Genomic DNA, 13191 nt, shown 5'->3' on the forward strand with positions numbered 1-13191 from the left:
CCGCGCCCGCTCTCCCTCCCCCCGGGTCTCCGTGGCGCTGGCCCCTGGTACTGGTGGCGGTTCCCGTCGCGTTCGTCTCGGCGGTGGTGTCCCTCGCGTTCCAGCACACCGCGGCAGCCGTGATCTGCGGCGTCGTCGCCCTGCCGGTGCTGGTCGCACTGGTGGGGCTGCGCCGGCGCCAGTCGGGCGCCGAGGGGGAAGTGGCGCGACTCCGCGCCGAGTTGGCGGACCGGGAGGCCGAGACCGTACAGCGTCTGGCCGCTCTGGAGGCCGATTCCGTACGGCGTGAGGAGTACTGGCGCGATGAGGTGACGGAGCGGCTGACGCGCCAGGCGGAGCGGGTGCGGGCCGAGACCGAGCACCTCGTCGAGGAGCGGCTGCCCGCCGCGCTGGCCAGGACGGAGATCCCCGCGCCGCCGGACCGCCCGGACAGCGGTGACCTGCCGGACCCCTCGGTCACCGAGTGGTTCGACCGGCTGCTGACCGAGGTCTCCGGGGCGGTCGCGCACCGCGAGGAGTCGCAGCGGCTGGCGCTGGTGGAGCTGGCGAGCCGGGTGCAGACCTCGGCGCACCGGATCCAGGCGGCGGTGACCGGTCTCGCGGACCGCCACCCCGGCGATTCCGAGCTGCTGGAGACCACCATGCGGGTGGATCACGCGGCGACACAGCAGGCCCGGCACGCGCAGAGCCTCAAGGTGCTGTGCGGCGAGTGGCCCGGCCAGCAGTGGCAGAAGCCGCTGGCGATGGTCGATGTGGTCCGGGCCGCTTCGGGGCGGATCGTGGCGTTCAAACGGATCGAGGTCACCGGGGATCCGAACGTCGGGGTCGCGCCCTCGGTCGTCGAGCCGCTGATCCATCTGCTGGCGGAGCTGCTGGCCAACGCGACGGAGTACTCGCCGCCGCGCACCGGGGTGCCGGTGACCGTCCGTACGGTGCAGCGCGGCGCGGTCATCGAGGTGGACGACGGCGGTCTCGGGATGGACGAGTACCGGATGGCCCAGGTCCGCCCGATCGCCTCCGGGTGCCGGCTCCTGGGGGTCGGCGAGGTCGGGGAGATCCCGCAGACCGGTCTCGCGGTCGTGGGCCGGTTCGCCGACCGGCACGGCTTCCAGGTCGATCTGGGGCCCTCCCCGTACGGCGGTGTCCGCGCGGTGGTGCTGGTGCCCACGGAGTCGCTGGAAACCCTTGCCCCTGCGGGCAGTTCGGTCCCGGCCCCGCCCGCGTCCGGGGCTCCACGGCGCCCCGCCGCGCCGGTGGCGGCTTCGCCGGGTCCCGCCCCTTCCGTACCCACTCCGCCCGTATCCGCCCCCTCCGTACCCACCGCTGGCGAAACGGTACTTCCGGGTGCTTCCGGACCCGGCGACGCGGCGGAGCCCCAGCGGTCGCCCGCCCGTCGGCTGCCGCAGCGCCGGTCGCGACGCGACGCATACGCACCCGCGGTCGAGGCGGCTCCGACCGCCATCACACCGCCGGGCACACCGGAGCAAGCCGGTGACTGGATGGAGCAGTTCTTCGAGGGCGGCGTGTCCCTGCCGCCCCCGGGCTCCGTCCCGCACAAGGGCCAGGACGGCCCTTCATCCCCCACCACCGATTCACCGGAAGGACTGGTCTGAGTATGAGTTACGTGGAGAACCCCGAGCAGCGAAGCTGGATGATCGCCGAGGTCACGGCCGTACCGGGGGTGAGAGACGTGATCGTCTTCAGCGCGGACGGGCTGCTGCTGGCCAGCTCCGACGGGATGGACCGGGACTCGGCCGACCGGCTGTCGGCGAACTGTTCGGGGCTCCAGTCCCTCGCCCGCAGCCTGGGCAAGGAGTTCGGTGAGGACGGCGGGGCCGTGCACCAGCAGATGGTGGAGTTCAACGGCGGGTTCCTCTTCATGCGCAGCGCCCATGGTGCCCATCTCGCGGTGGTGACCGGGCCGGTGGTGGATCCGAAGCTGGTCGCGCGGCAGATGCAGGCGCAGGTCATGAAGATCGGCGCCGGGAATCTGAGCAGTCCGCCCCGGCAGGAATCCGCGCGGTGAGCACGCGGGAAACCCCGTCCGCCGGCGGGGAGTTCACGGACAGCGCGTTGCGCCCGTATGTGATCACGAAGGGGCGCTCCCGGCCGAGCCGTAACACGGTCGGTGTGGAGACCCTGCTCATCGTGGCCGATCCTCCGCGCGAACTGCCGGTCGTCGCCACCCGCGAGGAACGCGCCCTCGTGCGGATGTGCGAACAACTGCTGTCCTTGGTGGAGGCGGCCGCCCATCTCGGGCTGCCGGTGAGTCTGGTGAAGGTGCTGGCGTCCGATCTCGTCGACAGCGGCCATCTGTCCGCGCGTTCCGGCGTTCCCCAGGCGGTTCTGCCCGCATCGCAACTGCTCAAGGAGGTATTGGATGGTCTCCGTCGGCTCCGCTGACCGCTATCTGCCCGACACGGTCCAGCAGGCCGTCAAGATCCTCGTCGTGGGCGCGTTCGGCGTCGGCAAGACCACTCTGGTCGGTTCCGTCAGCGAGATCGAACCGCTGCGTACCGAGGAGGTGATGACCGAGGCGAGCGTCGGGGTGGACGATCTGGCCGGGATGGGCACCAAGACGACCACCACCGTCGCCATGGACTTCGGCCGGATCACCCTCAACCCCCGGCTGGTGCTCTATCTGTTCGGCGCGCCGGGGCAGCGGAGATTCTGGGACCTGTGGGACGGGCTGGCGGAGGGCGCGCTCGGTGTGCTCGTCATCGTCGACACCCGCAGACTGGAGGACAGCTTCGACGTACTGGAGCAACTGGAGCTGCGGGGGCTGCCGTTCGCGGTCGCCATCAACCAGTTCCCGGACAGCGACCAGTACACCGTGGACGAACTGCGCTCCTCGCTCGACCTGTTGCCCCAGACCCCTGTGGTGATGTGCGACGCGCGGAAGCGCCTCCCCTCGATGGAGGCGCTGATCGGTCTGGTCGAGTACGTGTCGTCCGCGAGCGCCGCACGGGCCAAGGAGACCGCGTCATGAACGGGCCCGCCACCTGCCCCCTGCGCTCCGCGCACTCCGGTACGGGTACGGAGCCGCCCGCGCTCTCGGCCGTGACCAGCTCCGCCGACCCCGGGGCGGTCTACCGGGAGCTGCGGGAGAAGCGGGGCAGTGTCGCGCGGGTGGAGCTGGAGCCCGGGGTGTTCGCCTGGCTGGTGATGGGCTACCGGGAGCTGCTGGCGGTCACCCGGCAGGAGCGGCTCTTCTCGCGGGACTCCCGCAACTGGCACGACCTCAACGACGGGGTGGTTCCGCCGCATTCGGAGCTGCTGCGGATGATGTCCTGGCGCGCCAATGTCGTCGGGGCGGACGGTCCCGAGCACCGCAGACTGCGCGCGCCGCTCGACGAGGGGATCGCGGGGATCGATCAGCGCGGGACGCGGCTGCGGGTCGGGGCGGTGTGCACGGAGCTGATCGAGGACCTCGCCGGGCGGGGGCGGGCCGATCTGGTGAACGAGTACGCCCTGATCGTGCCGATGCTGGCCCTCGCGTCGCTGTTCGGGATGGACGACCAGGAGGGCCGGGAGCTGCGGAACGCCCTGGAGGCGCTGTCCGCGTTGTTCAGCGACACCGGTGACGCGGCGGTGGGCCGCCGTCACTTCGAGCAGATCCTCCTCGACACCCTGCGTGCGCGGGAGCGCGCGCCCGCCGACGATCTGACGACGGCGTTCCTCCGCCATCCGAACCTCGAGAGCGAGACGGAGCGGGTCCAGTCGATGGCGGCGATGATCATGGCGGGGAACGAGTCGATCGCCGCCTGGATCGCTCACACCCTGCGGCTGATGCTCACGGACGCGCGGTTCGCCGCGCAGGTGCACGGCGGCAGGCTCGGGGTGGACGACGCCCTCGACGAGGCGCTGTGGCGCGATCCGCCGATGAGCAACATGCCGGCCCGGTTCGCACGGCGCGACACCGAGCTGGGCGGCCAAACGATCCGGCGCGGCGACGTGCTGATCCTGGGAATCGCCGCCGCCCACGACGATCCGGCGGTCCGGCCCGACGACAGCGTGGAGGGTCTGGGCAACCGGGCTCATCTGGCCTTCTCGGCCGGTCCGCACGCGTGTCCGGCGCGGGTGCCCGCACGGCTGATCACCCGTACCGCGGTGAACACCGTCCTGCATCTGCTGCCGGACATGAAGCTCACCGTCCCGGCCGGTGACCTGGTCTGGCGGCCCTCTCCGTGGGCGCGGATCCCGGTCGCGCTGCCCGTGGAGTTCTCCACGGCGGGGATCCCTCGGGCCCCGGCCCGCCACTGACCCGCCGCGGGCGACGTCCGCCGGGTGATCTCTCCGGGCGACCGGAGAGGCCGCCCGGCGGGCTCTCAGAGCCGGCCGGCCTCGACGATCCGCCGCAGGAACCGCTGGGTGCGTTCCTGCTGCGGGTCGCCGAAGATCCGCTCGGGCGTGCCGCGTTCCAGCACCACCCCGGCGTCCAGGAAGCACACCTGGTCGGCGACCTCGCGGGCGAAGCCCATCTCGTGGGTGGCCAGCACCATCGTCATGCCGTCGGCCTTGAGGTCCCGTACGACCGACAGCACCTCGCCGACCAGTTCGGGGTCGAGCGCCGCGGTGATCTCGTCGAGGAGCAGCAGCCGGGGGCGGACCGCGAGGGCCCGTACGATCGCGACGCGCTGCTGCTGTCCGCCGCTGAGCCGGTCCGGGTACTCCCCCGCCTTGTCGCCGAGACCGAGCCTGACCAGCAGCTCATGGGCCTGGGTCTCGGCCTCCTCGCGCGGGACGCCGAGGACCCGGCGCGGCGCGAGGGTGATGTTGTGCAGGACCGTCATATGCGGGAAGAGGTTGTACGACTGGAACACGACCCCGATCCGGCGGCGTATCGCGTCCGGGTCGGCGCGCGGGTCGGTGATCTCCTCGCCGTCCAGGAAGATCGCCCCGTCGTCGATCTCCTCCAGCAGGTTCGCGCAGCGCAGCAGGGTCGACTTGCCGGAGCCCGAGGCACCGATCAGCGCGGTGACGGTGTGCGGGGGCACATCGAGGGTGACATCGCGGAGAACGACCCTGTCCCGGCCGTAGGTCTTGCGTACGGCCTCCAGACGCAGCACGGGCGTGTCGGCGGCGGTCATACCGTTCCTCCCTGGGCGCGCCTGCGGTCGGTCCTGGCCGTGACCCAGTCGGTGAAGCGGGTCATCGGGATCGTCAGGGCGACGAAGACGAGGCCCGCGACCACGTACGGCGTGTAGTTGAAGTACTTCCCGGCCATGATCTGCGCCGCGTACACCGCGTCGACCGCTCCCGCGATGGAGACGAGGCCGGTGTCCTTCTGGAGCGAGACGAGGTCGTTGAGGAGCGGCGGCACCACGCGCCGTACTGCCTGCGGCAGGACGACGTACCGCAGCGTCCGCGCGTTCGACAGCCCGAGCGATCTGGCCGCCGCCCGCTGGGACGGGTGGACGGATTCGATGCCGGCCCGGAAGACCTCGGCGACATAGGCGGAGTAGGTCAGCACCAGCGCCGTGCCGCCGAGCAGTACGGGGTCGGTGGTGACCCCTTCCAGCCGGAGCGCGGGCACCCCGAAGACGACCATCAGCAGACAGATGATCAGGGGCAGTCCCCGGAAGAAGTCGATGTACGCCGTGGCCAGCAGCCGCAGGGGGAAGAAGACCGGGCCGCGCAGGGTGCGGGCGACGGCGAGCAGCAGCCCGAGGACCAGGACGCAGACACCGCAGACCGCCAGCAGCCGCAGGTTGAGCAGCAGCCCGTCGAGGACCAGGGGCAGCGCCTTCCGGGCGTACTCGGCGCTGAAGAACGTCTCCTGCGTGCGCTGCCAGCCGGGCGAGCCGGTGATGACGAGGAAGAGGACGCCGCCCGTCACCAGGGTGGAGAGCGCGGCGACAGCGGTGGCGCGGCGGGCTCGGGCGCGTTTGTGGCGCTCGCGCTCGATCCGGCGCGCCGACGGGGTGTAGCCGTCGTCGGTGCCGGGCTTCTCCAGCCGTACGGTTTCGGCGGTCATCGCAGCACCGGGGCGTCGACGGCCTCGGACAGCCACCGCTTCTCCAGGGCGGCGAGGGTGCCGTCCTTGCGCAGTCCGTCGACGGCCCGGGTGACGCAGGAGGTCAGCGCGCTGCCCTTGTCGAGGACGAGCCCGAACTGCTCGGCGTCGGCCGCGCCGTTCTCGAACTGGCCGACGACCTTCGCGTCGGTGAGCTCGGCCGAGGTGATGTAGAAGGCGGTGGGCAGATCGACGACGATCGCGTCGACCTGGCCGTTGCTCAGCGCGGACTTGGCGAAGTCGTTCTTCTGGAAGACGGCGGGCTGCCGGGTGGGCTTGATCAGGTCGTTGACCGTGTCGAGGCTGGTGGTGGAGACCTGGGCGCCGAGCTTGGCGCCCTTGAGGTCCGCGAGGGTCTTCGCCTTGGCGTACGGGGAGCTCTTCAGCGCGACGACGGCCTGGCGGACGTCGTAGTAGCCGGAGGAGAAGTCCACGGCCTGCTTGCGCGCGTCGCTGATGGAGATCTGGTTGAGGTCGAAGTCGAAGTTCTTCCTGCCGGGCGCGAAGGAGTTGTTGAACGGTACGGTCTGCCAGACGACCTGGTCCTTCCCGTAGCCGAGGGCCTTGGCGACGGCGTACGCGACAGCCGATTCGAAGCCCTTGCCGTTCGCCGGATCGTCGTCCTGGAACCAGGGCGCGTAGGCCGGTTTGTCGGTACCGACCGTCAGCTTCCCCTTCACCTGGGTGGACAGCCCGCCGGGGTCGCAGGTGCGCGCGGAGGCGGAGGCGCCGTCGGACGACGACGTGGTCTCCTGGGGGGCGCACCCGGTGGCGGCGGCGAGGGTGAGGACGAAGAGCGCGGGGAGAAGGCTCCGGACGGTGTTTCGCATGGCGGGAGAGTGACATCGAGAAGGGGTATTTGTCGAGATCAGAGCGTTGCGATCAGATGAATTCAGCTGATTTTGGACAGCGGTGCGCCCGCTGCCGTACGGCGGCGCCGGTGTCGGGGGCGGGTACGCGGCACCCGCCGTACGGCGGATCATCCCCGCCGTACGGCGCTGCCGGAAGGGCGGTCCCGTGAGGAACATGGAGATATCGGCTCACGGAGACATGACCGCGACACAAGGAGACCCCATGACCACCAGCGCGTCCTTCGAGAACCCTGTCGGCCCGCCCGTCCCCTTCGACCCTGAGCTGGCCGCGGCGCTCGGTGTCGTCCTGGGGCAGCTCGGGACCGCCCTGGAGCTGGACGACCTTCCGGCCGCGAGGGAGGCGGGGCCTCGTGTGCCCGACGACGAGCTGCGACGGGACGGCGCGTTCGACGTCGAGGAGCGTACGGTGCCGGGGCCGGCCGGCGAACCGGATATCTCCCTGCTGATCTGCCGTCCGGCCGGGGTCACCGGAACGCTGCCCGCCGTCTACCACATCCACGGCGGCGGAATGATCCTGGGGGACAACCGGACCGGGATCGAGGGGGTACTGGACTGGGCGCTGGAGCTGAACCTGGTCGTGGTGTCGGTGGAGTACCGGCTGGCCCCGGAGCATCCGTACCCCGCGGGGGTCGAGGACGCGTACGCGGGACTGGTCTGGACCGAGGCGCACGCCGGGGAGCTGGGGATCGATCCCGGCCGGATCGTGGTCGCGGGCGGCAGCGCGGGCGGTGGGCTGGCCGCCGGGGTGGCCCTGCTGGCCCGGGACCGGAAGGGCCCGGAGCTGCTGGGGCAGATACTGCGCTGCCCGATGCTCGACGACCGCAATGACACCCCGTCCAGCCTTCAGATGGCAGGGCTCGGGGTGTGGGACCGGGCGGCGAATCACCTGGGGTGGACGGCTCTGCTGGGTGAGGCGCGCGGCGGCCCGGACGTCCCGGTGTACGCGGCTCCGGCCCGTGCCACGGATCTGTCGGGACTGCCTCCGGCGTTCATCGACGTCGGCTCGGCCGAGACATTCCGGGACGAGGACGTGGCGTACGCGACCCGGCTGTGGCAGGCGGGCGGCCGGGCTGAGCTGCATGTATGGCCGGGCGGTTTCCACGGTTTCGACATGATGGCGCCGCAGGCCGCGCTCTCGCAGGACTCCCGGCAGGCCCCGCTGCGGTGGCTGCGCAGGCTGCTGGGAAGCTGATCCCGGCTTGGCACCGGCGCCCCCGGGCAGCAGGATGGAGGGGTGAAGGAGCTGGCGGGAAAACTCGCGGCGCTCGACCCCGACGCGAGCGCGGCGCTCCGGGTGATCGCCTACTTCGACCGGCTGGTCGAGGACCGGGCCACCCTGGAGGCACTGGTGCGCGGCGCGGCGGTGCTGTCGGGCGCTCCCGCCCGGCTGGTGGACGAGGAACGCGGCGTACGGATCCGGGTCACCCCCGACGGGGTACGGGCCGACGGCGCCGGGCCCGCCGAGGACGGGTGGATGTCGGCGCCGCTCGCGCCGGGCGGTCCCCCGGCGGTGTGGCTGGAGGGCGCGGGGCCGCCCGACGGGGTGCGCGCGATGGTGCTGGAGCGGACCGCCGCCGCCGCTCGGCTGGCCCTCGACCGGACCCGGGGCCGGGCGCCGGCGGGCGGCGCCGATCCGGCCTCGGTGGAGGTGCTGCTGGATCCGGGTGCCCCGGAGCACGCCCGGCGCCGGGCGGCCGGACGGCTCGGGCTCCGGGACACCTCTCTGGCCCGCGCGGTGGCACGGGCCGGCCGCCCGCCCTCGATCGAGGCGGTCCCCGCGTCGGGGGCCCTCCTGTTGCCGGACGGCGGTCCGCGCGCCGGGGTGGGGCCCGCCGTACCCGTACGGGAGCTGCCCGCGTCATGGGCGGCGGCCCGTACCGCCCTGCGGTTCACCGGCGAGGCGACCGAGCGCGACCCCGGCCCCCGGACGGTGTACGCGGACCAGTTGGGCGGGCTGGCCCTGCTGGCCGACGCGGTCGGTCCCGGGACGGAGCCGATCGCCGATGTCACCACGCTGGAACGGGCCTTCACGGCGGCGCCCTGGGCCGGGATCACCCTCCACACGGTGGCTTTCGCCCCGAGCCTGCGGGCGGCGGCCACCGAGCTGAACCTGCACCACTCGACACTCCAGGACCGGCTGTCCCAGGCGGAACACTGGCTCGGCTGGCCCGTACACGACCCCTACGGGCGGCTGCGCCTGCAACTGGCGCTCGTGGCGCGGCGCCTCCACCACGACAGGCCCTAGGGTCCTTTCCGGCAGATCCCGCCCGGCGCCGGTGCCCCTCCCGGCAACCTTTGCCCCGTCGCGCAGCCCATCACGCCCTCCCCCGGCCACCTCACCCGGACTCCGTCCGGGAGTACCCCCGGAGGCGCCCCCACGCGGCGTTGGCCAGAAGCGCTGGTAGCCCTGCCCCATAGCCTGAGGGCATGGGAGGCGCCCCCACCGAGGGCTCCCGGCCGCCTTGCGATCGCACGCACCGGACAACGCTCCTCACCGGGCAGACATCGCCGGTCACGGCGCTAGGGTGACGACGGTGTTCACCCCTCAGGGCCCGACCCTTCGCGAACTCGCCGTGCAGGCGCTCTCCTCCGTCGAGCACGGCTATGACCTGCTGGCGCCGAAATTCGACCGGACGCCGTTCCGGACGCCCGGCCCGCTGCTGGACGAGGTGGTGCGTGTCCTCGAACCGCTCGGGCCGTTCCGTACCGGGCTCGACATCTGCTGCGGGACCGGCGCCGGGGCGGGGGCGTTGCGGCGGCTGTGTACGGAGCGGGTCGTGGGGGTCGACTTCAGCGCGGGCATGCTCGCCGCCGCCGGGGACACGGCGTCCGGCGGGCCCGGCGCCCCGGCGGTGGAGTGGGTACGGGCCGACGCGCGCGCCCTGCCGTTCGCGCCGGCCTTCGATCTGGCGGTGAGTTTCGGGGCGTTCGGGCATTTCCTGCCCGCCGAGCGGCCCGCGCTCTTCGCCCGCGCGTACGCGGCGCTGCGCCCCGGCGGGCTGTTCGCCTTCCCGCTGCCGGCCCCGCCCCCGGTCGGCTCGGCGCTCTACTGGGGGCTGTGGGGCTTCGACACGGCGATGCGGGTGCGCAACGCGCTGTGGCGTCCGCGATTCGTCATGTACTACCGCACGTTCCGGCTGCCGGAGGTGTCGGCCGAGCTGACCCGGGCGGGGTTCACCGTGGAGCTTCTCCCGCTGACCGGTCTCGGCCGGCTCCCCGACGGCGGCCCGCGCTGCGCCCTGGTGGTGGCGCGCAAGGTGTGACCCGGGCCGGCGGTGCCCCGTCAGTCGTGTCCGCGCCGGAAGAAGCGGTCCATCATGGCGTTGCGGAAGACACCTTCGGGGTCGAGCCTCGCCGTCAGCGCCTCGAAGTCGGCGTAGCGCCCGTACACCTCCCTGACCCGGTCTGGGCCCATCGTGAACACCTTTCCCCAGTGCGGTCTGGCCCCGAACGGCGCCAGCGCCTCCTCGACGGCGGCGAGGACCGGGGTCACGGCGGCGAGGTCCGGGATCCAGGTGAAGTGGAAGGCCACCGAGTCCCGTCCGTACGCGGGGCTGAGCCACTGCGCGTCGGCCGCGACGGTCCGGATCTCCCCGATCTGGAGGACCGGTGCGATCCGCTCCCTGATCCGGGCGAGCGCGTCGAAGGCCGCGAGGCCGTCCTCCCCGGCCACGAAGTACTCGCTCTGGAGCTCCTCGCCGCTGCTGGGGGTGAACTCGGCCCGGAAGTGCGGCAGCCGCTCGTGCCACGGCCCGGGAACACCACCTTGCTCGGTGCAGTTGCGGGGGTCCATACCGGGTACGGGATGGCGAGGGCCGTCCGCCCGTACGGCGCCGTGCCAGCCGGCGGGCGCCTCGCCGGGCCGGGAACCGGGCTCCGGCCAGGGGGCGGCGTCACCGACGCGCTGCTTGAGCCACACATCCAGGGTGTCGGCGCGCCAGCCGGTGAACAGGCTCACGCTGTAGGCGGCGGAGAGCAGCTCGCCGAACCGCTCGCGCAGCGCGCCGTACGGCAGCCCCTCGTACACCCACTGCCGGATCGTGTACGCCGGGACGAGGTCGAGGGTCAGCCGGGTGACGATGCCCGCCGCGCCGAGCGAGACCACCGCTCCGCCGAAGTCCGGGGTGCCGCGTTCGAGGACCAGCGATCCGCCGTCCGCGGTGACGAGTTCCAGCGCGCGGACCGCCGAGGCGATGGTGCCGTTGCCGGTCCCCGATCCGTGGGTCCCGGTGGCGCAGGCCCCGGCGACGGAGATGTGCGGGAGCGAGCCCAGGTTGTGCAGGGCCAGCCCCGCCCGGTCCACCTCCGCGGTGAACTCGGCGAACCGCAGGCCCGCGCCGACCGTGACCGTGGCCGCGTCCCGGTCGACCTCGACCGTCCTGGGCAGTCCGGCGACCGAGACCAGATCGCCGTGCGTGTCCGCGATCGTGTTGAACGAGTGGCCGCTGCCGAGCGCCCGCACCGAGCCGCTGCCCGCGACGATCTCCCGCAACCGCTCGACGGACGACGGGGTGTGCGTACGGGCCGCGCCGAAGGTGATGTTGCCCGCCCAGTTCCTCACCACCGGGGGTATCGGCTCGCTGCGGGGGGCATCGGTCCGTCCGGGCGTGTGGGGCACGGAGAACTCCTTCGCGGGATCGGGGCGTGCTGACCATGCCCGTACACGCTCTTCCTATCAGGACTCCGACCCGCGCGGGGAACCGTCCGCCATCAGCTCCCCGACCCGCCGCAGCGCCTCGCGGACATTGGCCTCGGCGGTGGCCCCCGCCGCCCCGGCCGGGGTCATCCAGCGCAGTGGCGCGTCGGGCCGCTCCGGCCGGGCCGCGTCCGGTGCGGCCGTGGCCAGGACGAAGCGCAGGTCGGCGTGTTCGTGCGCGGGTTCGCCGCCGCCCGCGGGGACCGGCACGATCACCACCTGTACGGGAGGGACCGGGCCCGCCGAGCCGCCGGGGTGGGGGACCAGATCGGTGAGGCCGGTCTCCTCCCGGGCCTCCCGCAGCGCCACCTCCAGCGGATCGCTCTCCCCCGGGTCGCCGTGGCCGCCGACCTGGAGCCAGGTCCGCATCCGGGGGTGCCACCGCATCAGCACCCGGCCGCTGCCGGGGTGTGTGATCAGTGCGGAGGCGGTCACATGCAGCGGGGTGGAGCGCAGCCACGGATCATCGGTGGTACGGGCCAGTTCCTCGATCCGGAAGATATCGGCGGCCTCGGCCGCGTCCTGGCTCCGGTACCGGGACAGTGTTTCCACGATCGGTCTGCCTGCTGCCCGCATGCGTTTCTCCGTACATGTCGTACACATCGTCACAGGGATGGCGCGCGGTCGCCGCGCGGCACTCGGGAGCGTACGGATCACGGCCTCCGGTGTCCTCCGGGTTTCCGGTGGCGGTGGCCTGTGTGCCGGTGTGCATGGCCGGGCGGTCGGTTGCCGGTGCCCGCGCGACAGTGGGTGAGGCCCTGCGCATAGCATCGGTGACCGCATGGATATCACTTGGTGGGGATGGGTCGCGCTCGCCGCGGCGGCGACGCTCGTCGGCTTCTCGAAGACCGCGGTGAGCGGGGCGAACACGGTCAGTCTGGCGGTGTTCGCCGCCGTGCTGCCCGCGCGCGGGTCGACGGGCGTACTACTGCCGATTCTGATCGCCGGCGATGTGGTCGCCGTCTACACCTACCGGCGGCACGCCCACTGGCCGACCCTGTGGCGGCTGTTCCCGGCGGTCGCGGCGGGGGTGGTGGCGGGCGCGGTGTTCCTGCTGTGGGCCGACGACACCGCGGTCCGTACGTCGATCGGCGCGATCCTGCTGCTGATGGCCGGGGTCACCGTGTGGCGGCGGCGCGGCGAGACCCGGGCGAAGGCCCCGGACACGCCGGAGAAGTCCCACGGGGACGCCGACGACATGGACTCGGGGTCACCGGCCGGACGGCTCAAGGCCCGCTCGTACGGGGTGCTCGGCGGGTTCACCACGATGGTCGCCAACGCGGGCGGGCCCGTCATGTCGCTGTATCTGCTCTCGGCGGGCTTCCGGAAGCTCGGCTTCCTCGGTACGTCCGCGTGGTTCTTCCTGATCGTCAACACCACCAAGCTGCCCTTCAGCGTGGGGCTCGGGCTGATCGACGGCCCGTCCCTGCTGCTGGACGCCTCGCTGGTGCTCTTCGTCATCCCCGGCGCCCTCATCGGCAGGGCCTGTGTGAACCGGATCAACCAACGGCTCTTCGAGCAACTGGTGATCGGGGCGACCGTACTCGGCGGACTTCAACTGCTGTTGCGCTGAACGGGTGCGATCGGCCGGGGAGCGCAACCGGTGG

Annotated in this window: 14 protein-coding genes; 9 read left to right on the forward strand and 5 right to left on the reverse strand. The window is 72.5% G+C overall.

Annotated elements, in window-relative coordinates; translation table 11 throughout:
* Positions 1–53: 53 nt before the first annotated feature.
* Genes ACIP8W_RS16800 through ACIP8W_RS16820 form a run of 5 tightly spaced genes read left to right on the forward strand, consistent with a single transcriptional unit; the run spans position 54 to position 4263 of the window.
* Positions 54–1613, forward strand: coding sequence for an ATP-binding protein (locus tag ACIP8W_RS16800; protein ID WP_401948407.1), 1560 nt, complete (start codon positions 54–56; stop codon positions 1611–1613).
* Between the two features lie 2 nt (positions 1614–1615).
* Positions 1616–2026 carry a roadblock/LC7 domain-containing protein gene (locus tag ACIP8W_RS16805; RefSeq protein ID WP_401948404.1) on the forward strand — a complete coding sequence of 137 codons (411 nt, stop codon included), beginning with the start codon at positions 1616–1618 and terminating at the stop codon, positions 2024–2026.
* A 47-nt stretch (positions 2027–2073) separates the two neighbouring features.
* Positions 2074–2403 (forward strand): DUF742 domain-containing protein, encoded by a 330-nt coding sequence (locus tag ACIP8W_RS16810; RefSeq protein ID WP_401948491.1) that lies wholly within the window; start codon positions 2074–2076, stop codon positions 2401–2403.
* Positions 2381–2989 carry a GTP-binding protein gene (locus ACIP8W_RS16815; protein WP_401948402.1) on the forward strand — a complete coding sequence of 203 codons (609 nt, stop codon included), beginning with the start codon at positions 2381–2383 and terminating at the stop codon, positions 2987–2989. Before ACIP8W_RS16810 ends, ACIP8W_RS16815 begins: the two co-directional genes overlap by 23 nt.
* Positions 2986–4263 (forward strand): cytochrome P450, encoded by a 1278-nt coding sequence (locus ACIP8W_RS16820; protein ID WP_402203504.1) that lies wholly within the window; start codon positions 2986–2988, stop codon positions 4261–4263. The genes ACIP8W_RS16815 and ACIP8W_RS16820 overlap by 4 nt, the downstream gene beginning before the upstream one ends.
* Positions 4264–4328: 65 nt before the next feature.
* On the opposite strand, the gene ACIP8W_RS16825 is transcribed toward ACIP8W_RS16820, so the two are convergent.
* Genes ACIP8W_RS16825 through ACIP8W_RS16835 form a run of 3 tightly spaced genes read right to left on the reverse strand, consistent with a single transcriptional unit; the run spans position 4329 to position 6846 of the window.
* The gene (locus ACIP8W_RS16825) at positions 4329–5090 is read right to left on the reverse strand and encodes an amino acid ABC transporter ATP-binding protein (protein ID WP_401948396.1); all 762 of its coding nucleotides are present in this window, start codon (positions 5088–5090) and stop codon (positions 4329–4331) included.
* Complete coding sequence (locus ACIP8W_RS16830; protein WP_402153267.1) at positions 5087–5977, reverse strand: amino acid ABC transporter permease; 891 nt, start codon at positions 5975–5977, stop codon at positions 5087–5089. Before ACIP8W_RS16830 ends, ACIP8W_RS16825 begins: the two co-directional genes overlap by 4 nt.
* On the reverse strand, positions 5974–6846 hold the full coding sequence (locus tag ACIP8W_RS16835) for an ABC transporter substrate-binding protein (RefSeq protein ID WP_401948390.1): 873 nt from the start codon (positions 6844–6846) through the stop codon (positions 5974–5976). Before ACIP8W_RS16835 ends, ACIP8W_RS16830 begins: the two co-directional genes overlap by 4 nt.
* A 244-nt stretch (positions 6847–7090) precedes the next feature.
* Between ACIP8W_RS16835 and ACIP8W_RS16840 the strand changes: the two genes are divergently transcribed.
* From ACIP8W_RS16840 to ACIP8W_RS16850, 3 genes are all read left to right on the forward strand, one after another.
* Positions 7091–8080: an alpha/beta hydrolase gene (locus ACIP8W_RS16840; protein WP_401948387.1), complete on the forward strand. Its 990-nt coding sequence runs from the start codon at positions 7091–7093 to the stop codon at positions 8078–8080.
* Between the two features lie 42 nt (positions 8081–8122).
* Complete coding sequence (locus ACIP8W_RS16845) at positions 8123–9133, forward strand: helix-turn-helix domain-containing protein (protein WP_402153271.1); 1011 nt, start codon at positions 8123–8125, stop codon at positions 9131–9133.
* A gap of 289 nt (positions 9134–9422) precedes the next feature.
* Positions 9423–10151: a class I SAM-dependent methyltransferase gene (locus ACIP8W_RS16850; protein ID WP_402153273.1), complete on the forward strand. Its 729-nt coding sequence runs from the start codon at positions 9423–9425 to the stop codon at positions 10149–10151.
* Between the two features lie 20 nt (positions 10152–10171).
* On the opposite strand, the gene ACIP8W_RS16855 is transcribed toward ACIP8W_RS16850, so the two are convergent.
* Together ACIP8W_RS16855 and ACIP8W_RS16860 are read right to left on the reverse strand one after the other, a co-directional pair.
* Entirely contained in the window at positions 10172–11461 is a 1290-nt protein-coding gene (locus ACIP8W_RS16855) for a D-arabinono-1,4-lactone oxidase (RefSeq protein ID WP_401948488.1), read from the reverse strand.
* Positions 11462–11563: 102 nt separating this feature from the next.
* A complete protein-coding gene (locus ACIP8W_RS16860; RefSeq protein WP_402153275.1) occupies positions 11564–12160 on the reverse strand; it encodes an NUDIX hydrolase in 597 nt (198 codons plus the stop codon).
* 205 nt (positions 12161–12365) lie between these two features.
* Between ACIP8W_RS16860 and ACIP8W_RS16865 the strand changes: the two genes are divergently transcribed.
* Positions 12366–13157, forward strand: a complete 792-nt coding sequence (locus ACIP8W_RS16865; protein WP_401948377.1) for a sulfite exporter TauE/SafE family protein — start codon at positions 12366–12368, stop codon at positions 13155–13157.
* Positions 13158–13191 lie beyond the last annotated feature (34 nt).

It is taken from the genome of Streptomyces sp. NPDC088554 (assembly GCF_044752945.1).
Classification (GTDB): domain Bacteria; phylum Actinomycetota; class Actinomycetes; order Streptomycetales; family Streptomycetaceae; genus Streptomyces.

Coding starts and splice junctions, on each gene's coding strand:
- ACIP8W_RS16805 (WP_401948404.1), top strand. CDS start 1,616: ATGAGTTACGTGGAGAACCCCGAGCAGCGAAGCTGGATGATCGCCGAG.
- ACIP8W_RS16815 (WP_401948402.1), top strand. CDS start 2,381: ATGGTCTCCGTCGGCTCCGCTGACCGCTATCTGCCCGACACGGTCCAG.
- ACIP8W_RS16820 (WP_402203504.1), top strand. CDS start 2,986: ATGAACGGGCCCGCCACCTGCCCCCTGCGCTCCGCGCACTCCGGTACG.
- ACIP8W_RS16825 (WP_401948396.1), bottom strand. CDS start 5,090: ATGACCGCCGCCGACACGCCCGTGCTGCGTCTGGAGGCCGTACGCAAG.
- ACIP8W_RS16830 (WP_402153267.1), bottom strand. CDS start 5,977: ATGACCGCCGAAACCGTACGGCTGGAGAAGCCCGGCACCGACGACGGC.
- ACIP8W_RS16835 (WP_401948390.1), bottom strand. CDS start 6,846: ATGCGAAACACCGTCCGGAGCCTTCTCCCCGCGCTCTTCGTCCTCACC.
- ACIP8W_RS16840 (WP_401948387.1), top strand. CDS start 7,091: ATGACCACCAGCGCGTCCTTCGAGAACCCTGTCGGCCCGCCCGTCCCC.
- ACIP8W_RS16860 (WP_402153275.1), bottom strand. CDS start 12,160: ATGCGGGCAGCAGGCAGACCGATCGTGGAAACACTGTCCCGGTACCGG.
- ACIP8W_RS16865 (WP_401948377.1), top strand. CDS start 12,366: ATGGATATCACTTGGTGGGGATGGGTCGCGCTCGCCGCGGCGGCGACG.